The sequence below is a fragment of the Bacillus alkalicellulosilyticus genome (assembly GCF_002019795.1).
Lineage (GTDB): Bacteria > Bacillota > Bacilli > Bacillales > Bacillaceae_F > Bacillus_AO > Bacillus_AO alkalicellulosilyticum.
In genome coordinates this window covers 2,106,897-2,126,054 of the sequence record NZ_KV917381.1, presented here as the reverse complement: position 1 = coordinate 2,126,054, position 19,158 = coordinate 2,106,897, and the positions used below count along the sequence as shown (strand labels likewise).

General features: G+C 37.3%; 21 protein-coding genes. 6 read left to right on the top strand and 15 right to left on the bottom strand.

The annotated features are described in order from the left end of the window. Nucleotides 1-14 precede the first annotated feature (14 nt). On the bottom strand, nt 15-935 hold the full coding sequence (locus tag BK585_RS10815; protein ID WP_078553464.1) for an aldo/keto reductase: 921 nt from the start codon (nt 933-935) through the stop codon (nt 15-17). 205 nt (nt 936-1,140) lie between these two features. Next, a complete protein-coding gene (locus BK585_RS10810; protein ID WP_078553463.1) occupies nt 1,141-2,316 on the bottom strand; it encodes a L,D-transpeptidase family protein in 1,176 nt (391 codons plus the stop codon). A gap of 431 nt (nt 2,317-2,747) precedes the next feature. Here BK585_RS10810 and BK585_RS10805 point away from each other — a divergent pair, with 431 nt between their 5' ends. Continuing rightward, a complete protein-coding gene (locus BK585_RS10805) occupies nt 2,748-3,305 on the top strand; it encodes a hypothetical protein (RefSeq protein WP_078553462.1) in 558 nt (185 codons plus the stop codon). 106 nt (nt 3,306-3,411) lie between these two features. On the opposite strand, the gene BK585_RS10800 is transcribed toward BK585_RS10805, so the two are convergent. Further along, nucleotides 3,412-5,247 carry a PAS domain-containing protein gene (locus BK585_RS10800; protein ID WP_078553461.1) on the bottom strand — a complete coding sequence of 612 codons (1,836 nt, stop codon included), beginning with the start codon at nt 5,245-5,247 and terminating at the stop codon, nt 3,412-3,414. Between the two features lie 242 nt (nt 5,248-5,489). Beyond that, nucleotides 5,490-6,362, bottom strand: a complete 873-nt coding sequence (locus BK585_RS10795; RefSeq protein ID WP_078553460.1) for a polysaccharide deacetylase family protein — start codon at nt 6,360-6,362, stop codon at nt 5,490-5,492. 199 nt (nt 6,363-6,561) lie between these two features. Here BK585_RS10795 and BK585_RS10790 point away from each other — a divergent pair, with 199 nt between their 5' ends. Together BK585_RS10790 and BK585_RS10785 are read left to right on the top strand one after the other, a co-directional pair. After that, nucleotides 6,562-7,179, top strand: a complete 618-nt coding sequence (locus BK585_RS10790) for a nitroreductase family protein (protein ID WP_078553459.1) — start codon at nt 6,562-6,564, stop codon at nt 7,177-7,179. A 153-nt stretch (nt 7,180-7,332) separates the two neighbouring features. Beyond that, nucleotides 7,333-7,812: an antibiotic biosynthesis monooxygenase family protein gene (locus BK585_RS10785; RefSeq protein ID WP_078553458.1), complete on the top strand. Its 480-nt coding sequence runs from the start codon at nt 7,333-7,335 to the stop codon at nt 7,810-7,812. Between the two features lie 51 nt (nt 7,813-7,863). On the opposite strand, the gene BK585_RS10780 is transcribed toward BK585_RS10785, so the two are convergent. Both BK585_RS10780 and BK585_RS10775 read right to left on the bottom strand, forming a co-directional pair. Then, the gene (locus tag BK585_RS10780; RefSeq protein ID WP_078553457.1) at nt 7,864-8,403 is read right to left on the bottom strand and encodes a DUF3231 family protein; all 540 of its coding nucleotides are present in this window, start codon (nt 8,401-8,403) and stop codon (nt 7,864-7,866) included. Nucleotides 8,404-8,507: 104 nt separating this feature from the next. Then, nucleotides 8,508-9,149, bottom strand: a complete 642-nt coding sequence (locus BK585_RS10775; protein ID WP_078553456.1) for a TVP38/TMEM64 family protein — start codon at nt 9,147-9,149, stop codon at nt 8,508-8,510. Nucleotides 9,150-9,248: 99 nt separating this feature from the next. On the opposite strand from BK585_RS10775, the gene BK585_RS10770 reads away from it, so the two are divergent. Further along, nucleotides 9,249-9,746 carry a metallophosphoesterase family protein gene (locus BK585_RS10770; RefSeq protein WP_078553455.1) on the top strand — a complete coding sequence of 166 codons (498 nt, stop codon included), beginning with the start codon at nt 9,249-9,251 and terminating at the stop codon, nt 9,744-9,746. 82 nt (nt 9,747-9,828) lie between these two features. Continuing rightward, the gene (locus BK585_RS10765; RefSeq protein WP_078553454.1) at nt 9,829-10,812 is read left to right on the top strand and encodes a hypothetical protein; all 984 of its coding nucleotides are present in this window, start codon (nt 9,829-9,831) and stop codon (nt 10,810-10,812) included. 57 nt (nt 10,813-10,869) lie between these two features. Here BK585_RS10765 and BK585_RS24005 read toward each other — a convergent pair whose 3' ends face one another. Next, nucleotides 10,870-11,028: a hypothetical protein gene (locus BK585_RS24005; protein WP_170885538.1), complete on the bottom strand. Its 159-nt coding sequence runs from the start codon at nt 11,026-11,028 to the stop codon at nt 10,870-10,872. Between the two features lie 118 nt (nt 11,029-11,146). Here BK585_RS24005 and BK585_RS10760 point away from each other — a divergent pair, with 118 nt between their 5' ends. Then, nucleotides 11,147-11,833 (top strand): MmcB family DNA repair protein, encoded by a 687-nt coding sequence (locus tag BK585_RS10760; RefSeq protein ID WP_078553453.1) that lies wholly within the window; start codon nt 11,147-11,149, stop codon nt 11,831-11,833. A gap of 26 nt (nt 11,834-11,859) precedes the next feature. Here the strand turns inward: BK585_RS10760 and BK585_RS10755 are convergent, their stop codons facing one another. The 8 genes from BK585_RS10755 to BK585_RS10720 all read right to left on the bottom strand — a co-directional run bounded on the left by BK585_RS10755 (nt 11,860) and on the right by BK585_RS10720 (nt 19,141). Next, nucleotides 11,860-12,129, bottom strand: coding sequence for a hypothetical protein (locus BK585_RS10755; RefSeq protein ID WP_078553452.1), 270 nt, complete (start codon nt 12,127-12,129; stop codon nt 11,860-11,862). 137 nt (nt 12,130-12,266) lie between these two features. Beyond that, nucleotides 12,267-13,151, bottom strand: coding sequence for a fumarylacetoacetate hydrolase family protein (locus BK585_RS10750; RefSeq protein ID WP_078553451.1), 885 nt, complete (start codon nt 13,149-13,151; stop codon nt 12,267-12,269). Between the two features lie 7 nt (nt 13,152-13,158). Beyond that, nucleotides 13,159-14,133: a 2-hydroxyacid dehydrogenase gene (locus tag BK585_RS10745; RefSeq protein ID WP_078553450.1), complete on the bottom strand. Its 975-nt coding sequence runs from the start codon at nt 14,131-14,133 to the stop codon at nt 13,159-13,161. Nucleotides 14,134-14,198: 65 nt separating this feature from the next. Next, complete coding sequence (gene gucD, locus BK585_RS10740) at nt 14,199-15,665, bottom strand: alpha-ketoglutaric semialdehyde dehydrogenase GucD (protein ID WP_078553449.1); 1,467 nt, start codon at nt 15,663-15,665, stop codon at nt 14,199-14,201. 227 nt (nt 15,666-15,892) lie between these two features. Beyond that, nucleotides 15,893-17,065 (bottom strand): UxaA family hydrolase, encoded by a 1,173-nt coding sequence (locus tag BK585_RS10735; RefSeq protein ID WP_078553448.1) that lies wholly within the window; start codon nt 17,063-17,065, stop codon nt 15,893-15,895. Next, on the bottom strand, nt 17,055-17,357 hold the full coding sequence (locus BK585_RS10730; RefSeq protein WP_078553447.1) for a UxaA family hydrolase: 303 nt from the start codon (nt 17,355-17,357) through the stop codon (nt 17,055-17,057). Before BK585_RS10730 ends, BK585_RS10735 begins: the two co-directional genes overlap by 11 nt. A gap of 21 nt (nt 17,358-17,378) precedes the next feature. Next, entirely contained in the window at nt 17,379-18,284 is a 906-nt protein-coding gene (locus BK585_RS10725; RefSeq protein WP_078553446.1) for a fumarylacetoacetate hydrolase family protein, read from the bottom strand. A 92-nt stretch (nt 18,285-18,376) separates the two neighbouring features. Beyond that, on the bottom strand, nt 18,377-19,141 hold the full coding sequence (locus BK585_RS10720; protein ID WP_078553445.1) for an IclR family transcriptional regulator: 765 nt from the start codon (nt 19,139-19,141) through the stop codon (nt 18,377-18,379). Nucleotides 19,142-19,158: the final 17 nt, after the last annotated feature.

Here is a 19,158-nt window from a genome sequence, read left to right as displayed (position 1 = left end):
TCCTAAATAAAGAATTAGTCTTTCCAGGCACTTCGATGTAATGAGTTACCAAGGTCAAGAAGAGCTGCTTTTGCGTTCATTTCAACTTGTTCAATAGACTTACAGCCAGGAATTACACATGTAACAGCTGGATGCTGGAGACACCAAGCTAACGCCCATTCTGCCATACTAACCCCTTCTGGTACTTCATTTTGTTTAATTTCTTCAACCAATTTTAATTTCTCATCGATTTCTTGTTGTTTATGGTTTTTTCGGACATTATCACTGAATGAAGCCCCTGGTCGATATTTCCCACTTAAATAACCACTAGCAAGCGGAACTCTAGCTAAAACACCTAAATCTTGTTCAATACAAGATGGGAATACTTCTTCTTCTGGCACTTGGTCAATTCGATTGTAGACGACTTGGATTGCTTTTGCATTCACTTCGGTCGCCTTAGCGGTTTGATAAATATTATCATTAGCTCCAATTGATATTCCTAAATTTCTAATTTTCCCAGCCTGGACCTGCTTGTCCAACATCGTCCAAAGGGCATCGTTATTAAAAACCTCGTCTGGTCCTGAATGAAATTGATATAAGTCAATATAATCCGTTTGTAGCGCTTTCAAAGATTCCTCTAATTGAATCTGTACTTGATCAACACTCCAAGCATTTTCCCAATTGTCATGCCATTGATGACCAAATTTAGAGGCAAGAACCCAGTCCTCCCTATTATCTCTTGATAAAAAATCACCAATAAATTTTTCTGACATATGATGAGGACCATAGCACTCAGCTGTATCTATTAAATTAATTCCTAACCCTTTAGCATGAGATAAAATTCCATCTACTTCTTGCTGAGTAAAGTCCTTACCCCAATCTCCTCCGAATTGCCATGTGCCTATTCCAACAACGGATACTTTTAGGTCTGTTTTACCTAATCGTCTGTACTTCATAACATCACCTCATATTGTTTGTTTGATCCACCTGAGTAATGTTTCCAATTCAAGCTTCCCTTTAAATTGTATAGAAAGAGGTATTAAAAAGAAAGTAGTGAATTCATTTAAATCTAATTACAAATAGGAAATCTAGTATTCTTTTTATAGTAACTATAAAAACCAACATCATCTAAAAAGATGGTGCTGGTTTTTTTTTGAATCATTAATTTTTAATGGTTACCTTTGTACCTGTTGGAATGTGCTCGTATATCCATTGCACGTCTGAATTGTTCATACGAATACAGCCCGCACTTACATATCCACCAATGGAACTAGGGTTATTCGTGCCATGGATTCCATATTTGGTACCTCCAGTTCCTGGAACATCTAAACCAAGCCAATGACTTCCTAGTGGATTGTTTGGGTCTCCACCAGGAATACTTTTTGCGCTGTACCAAGGACTTTCAATTTTATTTACAATCGTAAATTCTCCTTCAGGTGTAAGAGAAGGTGTTTTTCCAGTTCCGACTGAGAATGTGTGAGTAACTTCAGTGCCTTGGTAGACGGATAATTTGTTAGTACTTTTATCTATGAGAATGGATATCCCTTTTTGGGTTTGAGTTTGAGTACTTGGTTGATTCTCAACTTTACTCTCCGGTTTAAGTTTGATACTTTTTAGTGTTGAAGGGCTCGGAATCTCAATCCTTGTTCCAAATGGTACATGGTCAGGGTTTGTAATGTTGTTATATTGCGCTAGCTGACGAACAACATCTCCTGTTTCGTAATACTTTTTTGAAATCGAAATTAACGTTTCACCTTTGTTTACTTCGTGAAAGGTTGCAAAGTGAGGGTCTGGAATGTTCAACGTCATTCCAACTTGTACTTCTTTTTCAGGATTTTTAATGTTGTTATAAATTGCAACACTGTCTTGAAATGATGCATCAGCAAAATATAATTTTGTGATGCTTTCTAACGTTTCATTGGTTTTTACTTCATGTTTTACAATTCGCTCAGCAAGAATTTTTTGAGTAGGAACATCGTTTACATTCCCCTCAGGAAGCTCGTCTATTATCTCACTTTTGTTTACCTCTAAAACTTCTGGCTGTTCATCTTTTATCTCTTTTTCTATAAATTGTTGAAGGAGTATTGAACTCTTTTCCGAATGTAATGGTATAGGCATTTGTGAATGTGCTGTTACGGTTATATTATTATCAGCTATTGATTCAACGTTTGCAGTTAACAAATCAAATTGATTTATTATAGGCAAAAGCGCCAACACGATAAGACCTGTGAGGACTACAGTGATAGTTAATATTGTGGTTTTATGTCGATTGCGTTTTCTTTTATTTCGTTGAGAGCGTAATGGTAGATTACTAACTGAATCATAGTCCTTTGTCACGGTTTCCCCTCCTTGATTCTTTATAACGCACACCAAGTATACCTTATTATTCGAGGGATTTTTTCGTATTTTGACAAAATAGGACTCGTTCAGTTCGAAAACACAGCTAAATATCTAACACCATAAAAATGGTCATTTCCTATTCATACCAATAGTACTATCAAACTATCTATCTAAAGTATGGACTTTGCTTATTTACAAACAAATATTCGTTTATCTTCAAAGCCTACTAGCGAATATTCATCTATTCTAGGCATTCCATTTGAACAAAAACGTTCGCTAGTGCTAAACTAATCGTTCAATTAAACTATTATTCGACTCTCTCATCCAATCATTTAAAAATACTACTGTCATTTATCCTTATTTACTAATCTACTCACTACATCAATAGAATTACTTGAAAACCATCAATCGTTCGGAAGGAGGAACTAATGTCTAACCAAAAAAAATTCATTATCGTACTGATTGCTTTGCTACTTATCCCGGTACTAGGCTACAGTGTGTATAAAATGACAAATTTAACACTTGAGGCGGCCATTCCCAGTGCAATAGAAGAAGAAGGAAGTGTCGATATTATCCAAACGACAACAGATGAAGGCATTCCAGTTAAGAATACGGAAAGTTCGTCTGTACAAATATTTATTTCCGAACAACATCGAATATGGAACCAATTGCTTGGATGGGGTGGTTGGAAAAATCCTAATTTTTCTTCGTTCAAAGCAAAGCTTGGAAATTATGATGAAGATTTCGAAGAATTTTTTTCCATTGTTAAAGACGAGAGCATAAAAACAGATATAGAGCATGCGCTTATCTTACTAGACATTGCTTTTGAATCAGAAGATGTAACTGCATTGCTTTACACCCATCGAATCTTTCACGATCTTGATATCGCATACAATGGATATAGCTACAAAGGTTTTGGAGGGTATTCTGCTTTTTCATCAAGTGGTGCGTCAAAGGTAGAAAACTACATATCTAACTTTCAATAATAAACACTTAGCTGTATTTTAGTAGCACTGTACAAAGTCGGAGTTCTTCATAGAATAATTACAAAAACCCATTTGACCTACATGAGTAGACCAAATGGGTTTTTGGTTATGCGACAATTGGTAGCGAAATTGTAAAGGTTGTTCCTTTGTTCTCTTCACTTTCAACTGTAATGTTCCCACCGTGTTCTTCTATAATTTTATAAGTGACCATTAGTCCTAAGCCATTTCCTTTTTCTTTTGTTGAAAAGAACGGTTCGCTTAGCCTTTTGATTTTATCCTTTGAAATTCCAACACCGTTGTCTTTAATTCTCACATGCAATCTTTCAGTTTCTTCAGAAATCGAAACTTCTAGTTGACCACCGTCTGGCATTGCTTCAATTCCATTTTTTATAATATTTAGAAACACTTGTTTAAGCTGATTTTCATCGCCGTTTACAAACAATTCCTTACTCTCTGAATGAAAAGATAACGTAACATCATTTTTCTTCGCTTCTGATTTGAGTAAGACCATGATTTGCCGAACAATCGGGACAACATTGTTTCGTTGGACGGAATGAACTTTTGGTTTCGCAAGCACCATAAATTCACCAACAATAAAATCAATTCGTTTGATCTCCTCCAACAAAATATCGTAATACTCTCTTTTATAGTCGTCCTTATTTTCATCTTTCAGAAATTCAGTATAGCCTTGTAATAAAGTTAAAGGATTGCGAATTTCATGAGCAACTCCTGCAGCTAATTCTCCTACAATGGCCAGTTCCTTTGAACGTAATACCATTTCTTCGGCTTGTTTTCGATCTGTGATATCTTTTCTAATGGCAACATATTGATAAGGAACTTGATTTTCGTTTAAAAATGGAACAATTGTTGTATCTACCCAATAATACGTTCCATCCTTTGCTTTGTTTCGAATTTCACCTTTCCATACTTTTCCGTTACCGATTGTTTTATACAAATCCTTAAAAAACTCTTTCGTATGATATCCAGAATTTAAGATACGATGGTCTTCTCCTAATAGTTCTTCTCTTGAATATTTTGATATCTCACAGAACGTGTCATTTACATACGTTATCGTTCCTGTTGCATCGGTAATCGCAATGATAGAAGATGTATCAAGTGCGTATTTAATATCTTCTAGCTCTTTATTTTTTTCGGTCAGTTTAGATAAAGTATTTTTTAAATTAAGTTCAGTCTTTTTGCGATCTGTAATATCCGTTCGAATCGACACATATTGATAAGGCTTTCCTTTTTCGTTTAAGTATGGAACAATCGTCGTTTGAACCCAATAATAACTACCATCTTTTGCCTGATTCTGAATTTCGCCCCTCCATACCTTACCTTGACCAATTGTGCGGTATAGATTTTGGAAGAACACTTTAGAATGAAAATTCGAATTGATTAAACGATGGTCCTTACCGATTAATTCTTCTCGAGTATATTGAGATATTTCACAAAACCTATCATTTACATAGGTAATTTTACCTTTAGGGTCTGTGATTGCAATGATAGAAGATTCATCCAACGCATACTTAATATCAAATAGCTCTTTTAACGAATTTTTCAACTTATCTTCAAAAATAGGGTCCGCCCCGTGATTATGAATGAACATCATAAAGCTAGTGACTTCACCGTCTTTATTGACAATCGGCGTCACCTTTAAATGGACAGGAAGCCAGTATTCATCATGGTGTTTCCAGCGGAACTGGGTTTCAAATGCTTTATATGAATCCGATGAACTAATCGATAAATCTTTAAATGCTTCTATATCCTCAGGATGAATCCAGTCCCAAAGATAAGTAAATTTAAAGGTATCTGAAGAATATCCAAATATATTTTTATAATATGGTGAACAAAAACTAATCCACCCTTGTTTGTCGATAATCATGATTACATCTGTTTTATAATTCTCAAACGTTAACGTTGAGTTATGTTCAGAACTCATTATTTCACCCACCTACCTAAAAACAATACGTTAGTTTCATTATACACATAATTTTCGGTAGAACATCAATAAAAGTTCGTAAAAAGTTCAATATTTTAGATGCGTTGTATGTTTTTAGTAATAATACATATTAATTTCTTTAAACGTTATAACAAAACTACCTATTATTTGAATATAGGTAGTTTTTTGCATATCGGTATTTAAGTAGTACCTCTAAATCCTGATGGTTGCGGTATAATCACTTATTTTTGATAAGGAATATTGAGCAACTCAGGTACAGTTACAAATTCAAAACCTTGTTCTTGTAGTTGTGGTATGATTTGATGCAACGATTCAATTGTACTCGTGCGGTCTGCATCCCAGTCTCCACCATCATGCATTAATATAATCGCTCCTGGATGCATGTTGCTGAGAACATTTATTGCTGTTTCAGTTGCTCCTAATTCGCGCCAGTCTAACGAATCGACAGACCAAGCTACTACCGTATAATTCAATTCAGCAAGTTTTTCAACAAGCTCATTGTATAAAAAACCATAAGGTGCGCGAAATAACTTTGTTCGATAACCTAAGATATCATTTAATGTGTCTTCGGTTTTCATAACTTCTGTTTCTAACGTAGCCAAATCTCCTTGTTTCACCAAATTTGGATGCCAATATGTATGATTTCCGACAATATGTCCTTCCTCAACCATTCTTCGTGTTAATTCGGGATATGCAATCGCTCGTGAACCCATAACGAAAAAGGTAGCGGGTACATTATATTGTTGTAATACCTCAAGCACTTGTGGAGTAAATCTTGGGTCTGGTCCATCATCAAATGTAATGGCTATTTTATTCGTAGTTGCTGGCCCAGATAATACAACCGTTTCAGGATACCTTTGCTGTAAAATAATGTTGGACACTGGATTTGGAATGTTTACTCTTTCGGTAATCTCAGGTCCGCCTTCTGGTTGAGGTAAATCTTCAATTTCACGTGTAGGGTTATCTCGTTTAAACCACCACTGTGTTTCAACTTCTTTTGTTGCATGGTCTTGTTCCGCTTGTACTGTTATCATTCCGGCAAACGAAAATACAAATACGGCCAATAATAAAAATTGAACGGTTTTATCTCTCATCACTTTTTCTCCTTTTGTTGTCAATCTTTGTCATCTTATTTTCTAATAAAAAATCTCAATTTATTCATCGTTTGAAAAGATAGCCAAAAAGATATTAATGATTGTTAATTTTTTATGGGCTTAAAACGTTTACTTATGCCGAACACTATATGAGAGCAGTGAATGTCTCTGCTTAGTTTTTCTATAAAGGAGAAGGATTATGATACACACCCTTGATAATTTACCTGTTCGAGAAACGATTAATAGTCGGCACAGCATTCGTAAATTTAAGCAAGAAGAAGTATCAAAAGAACAGCTTAATGAACTCTTTGAGCTCGTTCGACTTTCTCCAAGTGCTTGGAATCTTCAACCTTGGCGTTTCCATGTGATAACAGACGATACAATGCAAAAAGAGCTGCAAGATGCCGCTTACGGTCAACAACAGATTACCTCTGCACCTGCAGTTATTGTTGTTGCAAGTGACATGGAAGATGTCGTAGCACATATTGCGGATACTGTTCACCCTGGACTTTCTCCTGAGCGAAAACAAGAAGAGATTGAAAATTTAACTGGCATCTTCAATAACATGAGCGAAGATGAACGAGGGCAATGGGGTTTAAATCAAACGAACATTGCCCTTGGTATTCTCTTAGTCGCAGCCCGTGGATTAGGACTTTCAACCGTTCCTATGCTTGGATTCGACCAAGATAAAGTGAAACAAATGCTTAAACTACCTACCCATGTAAAGTTTGCGGGTATGGTTCCAATTGGTTTTGCAGACGAAGATGGCTATCCACACTACCGACATGGCTTAGAGAAAATAGTTACTTTCCATTAAATAAACGAAGTGTGGGTGGGACAAAAGCTTTTGTCCCACCTTTAAGTAGTTTTCCCTAATATAAATCTGTTTATTAAATCAAGCGTATCTCTTTTTTTCCATAAAAAAACCTTGTACACTATAAAAAACGAATCATCGAAAAGAGGAAAACATATGTATGTGCTTTTTTCTAAACATGTAGGAACACAAAAAAATGGTTTTGTATTGGAGAATGCCGAAAACACCATACAGGTAGTAGAAGTCCAAGAGATTAAAGAAGAAAAAGAAAGTGAAGCATATGAAGTATTAGACTCTGTCGGCAAATTAAAAGGAAGTGGGTTTGCGGTACTAAATAACATATCTGTCACAACCGAAGGAAGACAAGCTTTTGAAAGAAGATTTCAACAACGAGCCCGACTCATTGAAGAGGTTCCAGGGTTTCAAGCCATACGTGTCCTGCGACCTATTCAGTCAGATACATATATCATCTTAACGGTGTGGAATGAGGAACAAAATTTTTCTAATTGGCAGTCTTCTAAGGCTTATGAACAAGCTCATAAAAAGCGACATACCCCGCAAGGAATTGACCAGCAACAACCAATTATTTTTCCAAGACCTTCTTATGTAACTACATATTCTGTAACTTCTCTATAATTTTTCTATACTAAAAGACCGACTATCTCACAAGGTAAGTCGGCCTTTTATTTATTTGCCGGGAGGCGCATATGGTGGTGGAATCTTTGCCCAACCTCTTTTCCTCATTTTTGTTTTTAACGTTATTCCATACGTAATGCTATCCATTAAAAATTGAACCCACATCGAACCAATATCTGTTCGAACACATTCTGCCGCTGCTGTAGCGGCTTGAACATTCATCGCTACCGTCTTTAATGCTACCCCATTTGTTATTTCATCATCTGTTAATTTTACCCCTGTTGGTATTTCGTTATGATCTGATTTTGGCTTCGTTTCACTCGTAGGAGGTAATGGGATTCCTTCTTTCAGCATAAAGCTTTTTAACTCTTTTGATTGAGCCATACACATCTTGATCGCATCCTGCAAAATCCCTTTAACTTCATCATCATTTGTTGTATTTAATCCAGCTTCCTGAAACGCAATGGCTTCATTTACTAACCCATAATAAAACCAACATGAGGACGCTTCGATTATATTTAATGGAATGGGTGGTTCATCATCAACAATCGTATTAAATGCACTTTTCACAGCCTCTAACACATTTGGCATTCCTTCACCTCCTCAAGGATATAATCCTAAATCAAGGAGTATTTTATACCTTAATTCACCTTCCAAAAAATACTTAGTTTTATAAACAAAATATTTTTCATAAATTACTTTGCTCTTCTCAAAATCCTTCCTTGTAAAGCTAGTAGGACAACTAAAAGCAATACAATCAACCCAACGATAATGATATATGATTCATTTCCTTCAACAAGACTTGCCCCTAATAATGAATACATTATGGTACCTGGAATAATTCCTAATAACGTACCTAAGAAATATGCGGACAACCTTACTTTGGCGAGCGCGGTTACATAACTGACTAGGTCAAAATTAATGACAGGGATGACCCGTAACAGGAAAACATAATAAAAACCTCTTCCCTCTACTTTTTGTTGTAGTTCTTTTGTCCTTCTCTTCCAATCCAAGTTACCGAAACGGTAATTTGAATATCGAACAACAACAAATGAAAGGATCGCACCACTCGTTGCACCAAGGAGCGTAAGACTAAATCCAAAGCCGGCACCAAAAGCAAATCCACCCGTAAAAGCTAATACAGAAGCGGGAAACAATACAAAAGGACGTAAAGTAAAGAGGAGGACATAAAAAATCGGAGCAAACCAACCGAATGATAATATCCATCTCCTTATTTCGACGGGAGACACTTGCAAATATCGGTGATTAATCCATAACAAAAAAATAATAAGGAACGAAACAAAGATTACTTTATATATTGTTGTTTTTCGAATCATCTCATCACTCTAAATAATGTGTCATATCACTCTATTCCCTTCTCTTACTTGAAAAAAACAACTTATTTACATAGACTTTTATCAAAAGGAGGCTGTGTGATGAAGATAGTTGTCATTGGTGATACCCACATTCCAAAAAGAGCAAAGATATTTCCAACCAAACTTGAAAAGGACTTGATTCATGCTGATCTCATTATTCATACCGGAGATTGGCAAACAATTGAGGTTTATGAAGAACTGAACAATTTAGGTAATGTCATTGGGGTTTTTGGTAACGTTGATTCAGACGAACTTGTTGCCCGTTTACCAGAACGTGTCATTCTACCTATAGGAGATTTTACACTAGGAATCATTCATGGTCATGGGACTAAAGGGACTACACAAAAAAGAGCATTGGCTGCCTTTTCAGATGAGAAAGTAGATTGCATTTTGTTTGGTCATTCACATATTCCAACCCACACGTACCACAATCATATCTTGCTTTTTAACCCTGGTTCCCCTACTGATAAAAGAAGACAATCTCACTTTTCCTATGGAATTTTAGACATTACAGATAAAATTGAAGCTTCCCATATATTCTTTGAAGATAAATCATGAAAACTCAAAAATATTGTAGATTATGGAAGATTCGTAAATTATACTAAATTTGAAATGATTTCCGTGTGAAAGGCGGTCTTTTATGAAAAAGTGGTTTGTCGCTTTTATTTTATTTTTCTTCCTTCTTCTCGTCTCATCACTCCTCTGGTATACACAAGCTTCTACATCAAGTGGAATATATCCCGAAAAGCACACTGGTTTAGTTGGCCTTCCATTTGACGGAACAAGTTCGCTTGAATATGAATTACCTGTTCGTTGGATAAAGTCGCATCCGTGGGAAAAAGAACCTATTATTGAAGATCTGCTATTGTATGACCAAACTGGAATACAGATAGCTAAAATTACAGGACAATATCAAATTGATTCACATGACCATAACTGGTATGAACGAAATGTAGGTGGATACATACAATTGTATTTACAAGGAGAAATGACTGCAGATTCTTCTCGTCATAGTGTCATATGGAATTATGAATCCTTGCCTACATCCTTTCAGCCTTCAAAGTTAACAATGACATACGGCGGAAAACAAGCTACTTTTTCCTTAAAAGACCAATTGAGAATTGTGCCGATTCCTACAGACGACTTTCTCCCGTATGAGAACGATATTTTAGGAGTTCAGGGTATCATGTTTTTCAACGAATTAGATAATACCCAACAACAACCGAATGGACTACTCGTTACCTTGTCACACCATGAAAATGTAATACTCGAAGACCTTCTTTTTTGGTTACCGGGTATGACCGATGATTACTTTGAAAAAGAGGCCAGTTATATTTTTGATATAACTGCTGACGAATTTTCAAACTCGACTGAATTATTTTCAGGGGAGCCTCTATTATTTCCCCTCGAATTATCAGGACATACTACAACAGTTCTTTATTTTCCTTTTACAGAAGCCATTAAAGAGCAAAACTCAGATTCGAATACAAGGTTCATCCCTTATATAACTTACTCTACTTCTAAAGGAGAACGTTATCTTACAGGGGGTGGAGGGATGGTGGGTCCGCTTAACAGAGAGAAGCAATGGAAAGACTTATTCATTCTTCCCAACCAAAAACAATAAACACAAAAGAGGGTGGAACAAAAGGTATCAAAAGCCTTTTGTTCCACCCTCCATCTTTTATGATTTTCTTTGGTTCTCTTTTTCTTCTTGTTCTTGAATACCTTCAAGATTAGAAACATGAGGAACGGTACCGTAATCTTGTGTCGTTTTTTGAACTACTTCTTTATAAGTTCCTTCTTCATGAATGTTTTTAGAAAAGTTTTTTTCATTTGCCATTCAAATCACCTCGAGGATAGTATGGTTTTTGCAAGTGAATTTATACCTTGTCATGTTCAAGGCAACCAATTTGTTATATGATAGAAAGATAGTTGTTTGAACAGAGGGTGATTCATTTATGGAAAGTACATTACATAAACACTTAAAAAAACAAGCATTATACTGGTTAAAAGATAAAATGGTTGACCTTTGTGCCAACGAGGTGAAGCTTTTTGTAAGACGAAAGAAAGTAATTGCTGATGCGGTTGGCATTAATATGAAGCGAAAAGAAACCCGTATTATAGAAGTAAAAGCAACATTATCCGATTTCCGTAGAGATGACGTTCTTCATTCACCTTACGGCTATCATGCAATAGCTGATTATGCTTACTTAATGACTCCTGTTGGCTTAATTCCAGATGATGAATTACCTAAAGGATATGGCTTGTTAGAAGTTGATGAATTTGACAATGTCACCGTAAAAAAGCGAGCCGTTCGTAATCCAAAACCAAGCTTAACGTTAGACACTCATATAAAACGAACAGGTAGAGCTGCTACAAATGCAGTTGTCTACCAAGAGCTTTCTAAAGAAACAAAAGACGATACCGCAGGGGCATTTTCTCGCGGGGCGAACATCCATTTAATAAGTGCAACTTGTCCATCATGTAAAAAAAGAAATAAATATTTAATTGTGACAGACCAAGAAGAAGTAACTTGCAGTGCAAGGGGATGTAAAGAGCCCATTCCATTAAAGCGAGCGAGAGTGCATTCTATCACTTCTTATAATGATAAGTTTTTAAAACAGCTACAATCATTAATGAAATAACTTTTTGAGAATGGACCTTTCATCCACTATTTGTTTTTATCAACAAGATGTTTAGTCGTTCGTTTAATTTTACGGAAGGCTTTACGAGCAATTGTTTTAACATCAACATTCAGTTTTACCTTATCATAGTTTTTTTCAAACTCTGGACCTGAAAAAATATATTGTTCTCCTGATTTATCAGTAATTAAATAGTCGCCTGGATTACCACGCATCTTCCCTTCAACGGTATCAATCGTCATTGAGCGTGTTAATTTTACAGCATCTACCATAATTGGTTTTCTACGATACTTAGCCAAATCAAATCCCCCCTTCGCCTAGGCTCTCTCTACTATCTTATTCACTAGTTGTCTTGGTTGTGATGAATAACTAGGGGAAGCTTAACGATAAAAAGACCTGATTCAAGATAGAAATTTGAATCAGGTCTTTCTTTTACTTATTTTATAACATTTGTGAGTGAGCCCAGGTTTTCAATGGTTACAGTCATTTCATCCCCTTGTGAAAGCCACTTGCGACTTTCCTCAGGTTCTCCCATAATGACTCCTTCAGGTGTTCCTGTTAAAATAATATCTCCTGGATACAGTGTCATATGCTTTGAAATATAACTAATAATATCTTCGCAGTTATAAATCATATCCGATGTGCTAGAAATTTGTCTGACCTCTCCATTTAACGTCAAACCAATAGCTAGGTCATTCGGATTGTCGATTTCATCCCGACTGACTAAATAAGGTCCAATTGGACAAAAACCATCACTTGTTTTTCCAAGAAGCCATTGTGTAGTTGTAAATTGTAAATCACGAGCAGACAAGTCATTCCCATTACAATATCCAAATACATACTCAAGCGCTTCTGTTTCTGAAACGTTTTTTGCTTCTTTCCCGATAACGATGACTAGTTCAGCTTCATAGTCTACTTGTTGACTTTCTAGGGGAAGCTCAATCACGTCTCCGTGCCCAGCCAACGTATTTGCAAACTTACTAAAAAGGATCGGGGTTTTTGGATAAGGCATATTGCATTCATCCGCATGTTTTTTATAATTTAATCCAACACATATAATTTTCTGGGGATGTGGAACACAAGGACCAAAATCTAAAGATGTTTCAGGATAGACGTAATCTGCATCTAGATGAATATCTAAAAGCATTTGTTCTAACGCAAGCCTTGCCAAATCTCCACCTGTCAAAAGCTCTTCAGCCGTTATTGGTATACCGTTTAGATTTGGAAAATGCTTTGTCGCTTCCTTCACATCAATAATCGAATCTTCTACTTTTACTCCTAATCGAAGTTCATCTCCATGATAAAACATCACTGTTTTCATACCCGCTTCACTCCTCTTTAAATTCTTTTACCAAGTAACGAGGTGAACGCCCTTCAAGAACAGCTAGTAAATCTTCAGCCGCCACTTTTGCCATATCATAACGTGTTTTCGCAGTTGCGGACCCAATATGAGGAAGAGTAACAACATTGTCCATAGCAAGCAAAGGATTGTCTTGCTCTATTGGTTCTTTTGCAAAGACATCAAGACCGGCCCCTCTAAGTTGCTTTAGTTGGAGTGCCTCAATAAGCGCCTCCTCATCGACAGTTGCTCCTCGGGAAGCATTGATAAAGAAAGCCGAGTCTTTCATGAGCTCAAACTGCTTTTTCCCAATTAATTTATATGTATCATCGGTTAAAGGCGTCATCAAGACAACAAAGTCAGATTGCTGTAACAAGTCGTCTAATGAAGAGTATATGACGTCTAGCTGTTCTTCAACCTCCTGCTTTCTGTTGCGATTATGATAAAGGACATTCATGTCAAAGCCAAACTTCGCTCGTTTTGCGACAGCTTCTCCTATTCTTCCAAGACCAATAATTCCTAATGTCGTATGGTGAACATCCCACCCAAATAGATCATAATCTTTTCCTTTACGCCAACCTCCTTCTTTTACAAACCTATCAAGCTCAGGTATACGGCGTGCACATGAAAGCATAAGACCGATAATTAAATCAGCTACCGTATCATCTAACACATATGGCGTATGAGTAGAAACTACACCTCTTTTTTTCATCGCCTCAATATCAAGGTTGTTATAGCCCACTGAAATGTTACTGACGACCTTTAAAAGCGGTGCCGCATCAAGAAGCTCTTCATCTATCTTTCCTCCTGCAGTTAATAACCCATCAGCTTTTTCAAGGAGCTTGAGTAATTCAGTTCGAGGAATTCGTTTCTTTCCTTCCCACTTGATAACATTGCAATGATTCCGGAGGTTCTCTTCTATATCTGTTGGAATAGGCAGTGTAACTACGACAGTTGGTTTCATTGATTTCTCTCCTTTTGAAATGATGGATAAAGGCACCTGAAATTAACAGGTACCTTCTAAGTAAATTAGCCTTTAACAAATACGGTCTTTATTGATGTGAAAAATTCAATCGCTGCTTGCCCTTGCTCTCTTGAATGTGAGCTAGATTGTTTCATGCCGCCAAAAGGCGCTTGTAATTCAACACCAGCACTTTCAGCATTTATTCGAACAAGACCTGCATCCATTTCCTTAATGAATGAGAGCATGTTTGATATATTCGTTGTAAAAATTGAAGCACTAAGTCCAAATTTCGAATCATTTGCGATGTCAAGAGCGTCTTCTATCGTATCCACTTTAAGTAGTGCAAGTACAGGTCCAAAAATTTCTTCTTGCGCAATGATCATGTCATTTGTAGTGTTGTCAAAAATAGTTGGTTCCACAAAAAAGCCATTTGCTAGAGCCTCACTAGAAATTTGATTTCCACCATATACGAGGTGTGCTCCTTCTTCTTTTCCCTTTTTAATATAAGATAAAACGGTGTTAAGTTGAGATTCACTGGAGCAAGGTCCCATCCAAGTATCAGCCTCAAGCCCATTTCCTACTTTAATGTCTTTCACCTTTGCTAGTAGTTTTTCTTTAAATTTATCATATACTTCACTTTGAACAATCACTCGACTCGTTGCCGTACACTTTTGCCCAGTTGATTTTAATCCGCCACTAATTGTAGCGTCAACTGCTAAATCAAGATCAGCATCATTTGCCACTATAACTGGGTTTTTCCCACCCATCTCAAGTTGATATTTCGCGCCACGAGCCAAGGCACCTTGACCAACAAGTTTTCCTACCGTATCAGACCCTGTAAACGTAATCCCATTAATATCTGGATGGTCGATCATTCCCTGTCCAATCACAGAGCCAGGCCCTGTGACCATATTGATGACCCCATCTGGAAAGCCTGCTTTCGCAAAACATTCAATTACTTTTGCGGCAGTTACCGCCGTTTCTTGTGCCGGTTTTAGGACAACAGTGTTCCCATACACAAGAGCAGGTGCAATTTTCCAAATGGGTATTGCTACAGGGAAATTCCAAGGAGTAATTACCCCTACAACGCCAAGTGGTGTGCGCGTCGTAAACATTAATGCATCATTATCTGTTGAAGGAATAACATCCCCCACTTTACGCATTCCCTCTCCTGCGTAATAACGAAGGATCGCCACGCCACGTGCCGTTTCTCCCTTTGCCTCAGGTAACGTTTTCCCCATCTCGCGTGTCATCGTCTCAGCAATATCATCTAGATTTTTTTCAATAATGTTTGCGGCTTTGTATAAGTATTCGCCCCGAGCTGAAGCCGCAAGCTTTTTCCATGACTGTGATGCAGTCTTGGCTGCAGCTACCGCCTCATTTAAGTCTTCGAGTGATGATTTTTGAACATAGCCCACGATTTCGTGTTTATTCGCTGGGTTAATACTTGCATCCACTTGTTCACTTGAACTAGCCACCCAAGCTCCATTTACAAAGTTTAAATAGGTTTTAACTTCTGTTTGAATTGACATATCAATCATCCTTTCATTTTACAAGTAAAATTGTTCTATCAAAACTATTTGCGAACACGTTTTTCTGGCTGAATCTCGAATCCGTGTTCGCATTTCAGTTTGCGTACATGTTTTTCAGGCTGACCTTCGGATTCGTGTTCGCATTTCAGTTTGCGTACTCGTTTTTCGGACAAAGCTTTACTTTTGTTTTCATAACTACGTTTTTAAATAGATTACTAGAAAACTAATTAAAAAGTAGGGCCGATTCTCCAAATCCCGAAATCATGCTGCTTCAAGATTTCTGCTTTTGTTAATTTACCTGAGCCGACATGGAGGATATCGGTGAAAATTCTTTTCCCTACCTCTTCTACGGTTTCTGTTCCTTCAATGATCGTACCTGCGTTAACATCAATATTTTCTGCCATTTTCTCAAATATAGCGGTATTGGTTGATATTTTAATAGTTGGTGCAATTGGAGAACCGGTTGGAGTTCCACGACCAGTCGTAAACAGCACGATTTGGGCGCCACCAGCGACCATACCTGTTAATTGCTCAATGTCATGTCCTGGCGTATCCATCCAGACAAGCCCTTTTTTGGTTGGGGCTTCGGCATAATTGATTAGCTCTTGTAATGGACTCGTTCCTGCTTTATTAGCGGCGCCAAGAGACTTTTCTTCTAGTGAACTTAATCCCCCTATTATATTTCCAGGACTTGGATTGCCGGTTCGAATGTCTACCCCCATTTGAATCGAACGGTTTTCCATGGCATCAATAACTTCATACACTCTTTTGGCAACATGGTCATCTACTGCTCGTTCCGCTAACAAATGCTCAGCCCCGATAAGCTCTGTGGTTTCAGCTAAAATAGCAGTTCCTCCTTTAGCAACAACCATATCACTAACAGCTCCAACTGCTGGGTTTGCTGATATACCAGAACAGGCGTCCGAACCACCACACTCGGTTCCTATGATTAATTCACGTATATCGCATTCCTCACGAAACATACTAGATGCATCTTGAACCATCGTTGCAGCTACCCGCGCTCCTTCTGCGATCGCTTGAAGGGTTCCTCCGTGGTCTTGGATAGAAACGGTCACTACCGGTTTACCTGATTTGGCAATCTCTCCAGCAACGCTTCGGGCTTGGTGCGTTTCACATCCTAAGCCTAATACGACTACTCCGTATACGTTAGGGTTTGTTCCCATTCCAACATACGTTCGAAACGTTTGGTCGTAGTCAATCCCCACTTGTGCACAGCCGTGCTGATGGATAAATGAAACCGTGCCTGCCACGAGTTCAGTGATTTGTTTTGCTGCTTGTGTTGCACATGTGATCGTTGGCAAGATAAGGACATGATTACGAACACCGACTTTACCGTCTGGACGCCGATATCCAAGAAACTTTCCGTTTTTAAAGTCCAACCTTATCCCCCCTTCCTCTTTTGCCCTCAAGGTTATGGATATGAACGTGTTCACCTACAGCAATGTCCTTAACCGCCACTCCGATTACTTCACCGTACTTTACAATATCTTCTCCTTTAGCAATGGAGACAACAGCAAATTTATGTCCAAAAGAAATAGAATCTTTTAAGTTTACTTTGAATGTATTCCCTTGGCACTCTACTAAAATTTCATTTCCTTTATCCAACTCATCCAATGCCACTGCCACCTTATCTTTGGGCTTCATCATCACCGTTTTCCTTCGATTTTCCATCCAAAGAAACCTCCTGAGAATCTAATTTTTCATAATTTTCCCTTCTTGTTTGATTTGTGTTTTTACGAGATTCTCTAAGATTCCGATTCCAGAAATCTCAATTTCTATTCGGTCATCTGCAGCTAAAGTAAATTCATTTGGAGGGACAATACAAGTACCTGTTAGTAACACTGTGCCATCAAATATTTGATTATCTAATGTTAAAAATGAGACCAACTCATCAAATGTTCGTTTCAATTGACCTGTACTTGCACTTCCATCAAATACTTTTTCATGGTTACGATAAATCCTGCAAGCGATTTCAAATTCATACGGATTTTCTACTGTTTCTGCTAAGCGTATAGCTGGTCCAATAGAACAAGAGTGTCTCCAAACCTTAGCTTGTGGAAGATAAAGAGGGTTCTCTCCTTCAATGTCACGGCTGCTCATATCATTCCCTGCTAGGTAGCCTAGGATTTTACCTTGATTGTTAATGACTAATCCAAGCTCTGGTTCAGGAATTTGCCAATTTGAATCCGTCCGAAGGTAAACTATATCTTTTGGCCCAACTGTACGAGCACTTGTGGATTTAAAAAAGAGTTCTGGACGCTCTGCATCATACACTTTGTCATAGAACGTATTTGCATCTAATTTCCCTCCAGTTGCTTCATAGTTGCGTGCTTCTTTACTTTTTAAATATGTGACTCCAGCTGCCCACACTTCAGGTGCTTCAATCGGAACTAAGAGGTGTAGATTTTTTAATTGGACATCTAATGGCACACTATCATTGATTACTTCATTAATAATATTTAAAACTGTAGTTTCTCTTTCATCAGCTAAATGACTGATTTCTAAAAAACACGTAAATGGCAGAGCAAAAACTTGATCCTCATCTGTCACAGCTGCTACAACAATTTTCTCTTCATCCTGAAATCTGATCACTCTCATGACTATCCCTCCAGAAAGTTTTATATTATAGAATCGAGTTTTGGCTATAGCTGATAATTGCATATCTTTATGCAATTATCAGCTACTTTATGTTATTTGGAAAAACCAAATCCTAACTTTTTTGAAATTTCTTTTGACGTTACCGTTAACATTTCAACTGGTTTTTCGAGACCTTCTTCAGCAACTCTAGTTGCCGTAGTTGACATACTAATCGCAGCAATGACCTGACCCGTGTGGTCTTTAATCGGTAAAGCCACACAAAATACACCTGGTTCATTTTCTTCATTATCAACCGCATATCCTTGCTTCTGAATAAGCTCAATCTCTTTTAAAAATTCTTCTTTATTTGATATCGTTTTAGGAGTCTGTTGCTTAAAATGATAGTCTTCTATTAGTTTTTCAATCTCTTCTAAGGATTTAAAAGCAACAAGAGCTTTTCCTACAGCACTAGAATGGATCGGAACCCTTCTCCCGATTCGGGAATAAAGCACAGTCGCTGTTGCACTTTCGACCTTATCAATGTATATTCCTTCTCTTCCATCTAACACAACCAAATGAACGGTTTTTCCACTTTCTTTGGAAAGTCGTTGTAGGCTATCACTCGCAAGTTTTCGCAAGTCCATACTTTGAATGACATAGTTGCCTCGCTCAAACAGCTTTAATCCAAGTCGATACTTTCCATTTTCTTGGTTTTGTTCAATATAATGATGTTGTTGTAATGTTTTTAATAGAGAGTGAACCGTACTTTTATGAAGTCCCATTCGGTCACTAATTTCTGTTATCTTTAATTCCTTATCAAATTCATCGAATAAATCAAGAATTTTTAAAGCACGTTCAACTGCTTGAATGATAGGCATAGTGATTGCTTCCTTTA

Bases quoted from the DNA above. Each gene is read 5' to 3' on its own strand.
- BK585_RS10815 (WP_078553464.1), bottom strand. From the start codon at position 935: ATGAAGTACAGACGATTAGGTAAAACAGACCTAAAAGTATCCGTTGTT.
- BK585_RS10805 (WP_078553462.1), top strand. From the start codon at position 2,748: ATGTCTAACCAAAAAAAATTCATTATCGTACTGATTGCTTTGCTACTT.
- BK585_RS10800 (WP_078553461.1), bottom strand. From the start codon at position 5,247: ATGAGTTCTGAACATAACTCAACGTTAACGTTTGAGAATTATAAAACA.
- BK585_RS10795 (WP_078553460.1), bottom strand. From the start codon at position 6,362: ATGAGAGATAAAACCGTTCAATTTTTATTATTGGCCGTATTTGTATTT.
- BK585_RS10790 (WP_078553459.1), top strand. From the start codon at position 6,562: ATGATACACACCCTTGATAATTTACCTGTTCGAGAAACGATTAATAGT.
- BK585_RS10785 (WP_078553458.1), top strand. From the start codon at position 7,333: ATGTATGTGCTTTTTTCTAAACATGTAGGAACACAAAAAAATGGTTTT.
- BK585_RS10780 (WP_078553457.1), bottom strand. From the start codon at position 8,403: ATGCCAAATGTGTTAGAGGCTGTGAAAAGTGCATTTAATACGATTGTT.
- BK585_RS10775 (WP_078553456.1), bottom strand. From the start codon at position 9,149: ATGATTCGAAAAACAACAATATATAAAGTAATCTTTGTTTCGTTCCTT.
- BK585_RS10770 (WP_078553455.1), top strand. From the start codon at position 9,249: ATGAAGATAGTTGTCATTGGTGATACCCACATTCCAAAAAGAGCAAAG.
- BK585_RS10765 (WP_078553454.1), top strand. From the start codon at position 9,829: ATGAAAAAGTGGTTTGTCGCTTTTATTTTATTTTTCTTCCTTCTTCTC.
- BK585_RS24005 (WP_170885538.1), bottom strand. From the start codon at position 11,028: ATGGCAAATGAAAAAAACTTTTCTAAAAACATTCATGAAGAAGGAACT.
- BK585_RS10760 (WP_078553453.1), top strand. From the start codon at position 11,147: ATGGAAAGTACATTACATAAACACTTAAAAAAACAAGCATTATACTGG.
- BK585_RS10750 (WP_078553451.1), bottom strand. From the start codon at position 13,151: ATGAAAACAGTGATGTTTTATCATGGAGATGAACTTCGATTAGGAGTA.
- BK585_RS10745 (WP_078553450.1), bottom strand. From the start codon at position 14,133: ATGAAACCAACTGTCGTAGTTACACTGCCTATTCCAACAGATATAGAA.
- gucD (WP_078553449.1), bottom strand. From the start codon at position 15,665: ATGTCAATTCAAACAGAAGTTAAAACCTATTTAAACTTTGTAAATGGA.
- BK585_RS10730 (WP_078553447.1), bottom strand. From the start codon at position 17,357: ATGGAAAATCGAAGGAAAACGGTGATGATGAAGCCCAAAGATAAGGTG.
- BK585_RS10725 (WP_078553446.1), bottom strand. From the start codon at position 18,284: ATGAGAGTGATCAGATTTCAGGATGAAGAGAAAATTGTTGTAGCAGCT.
- BK585_RS10720 (WP_078553445.1), bottom strand. From the start codon at position 19,141: ATGCCTATCATTCAAGCAGTTGAACGTGCTTTAAAAATTCTTGATTTA.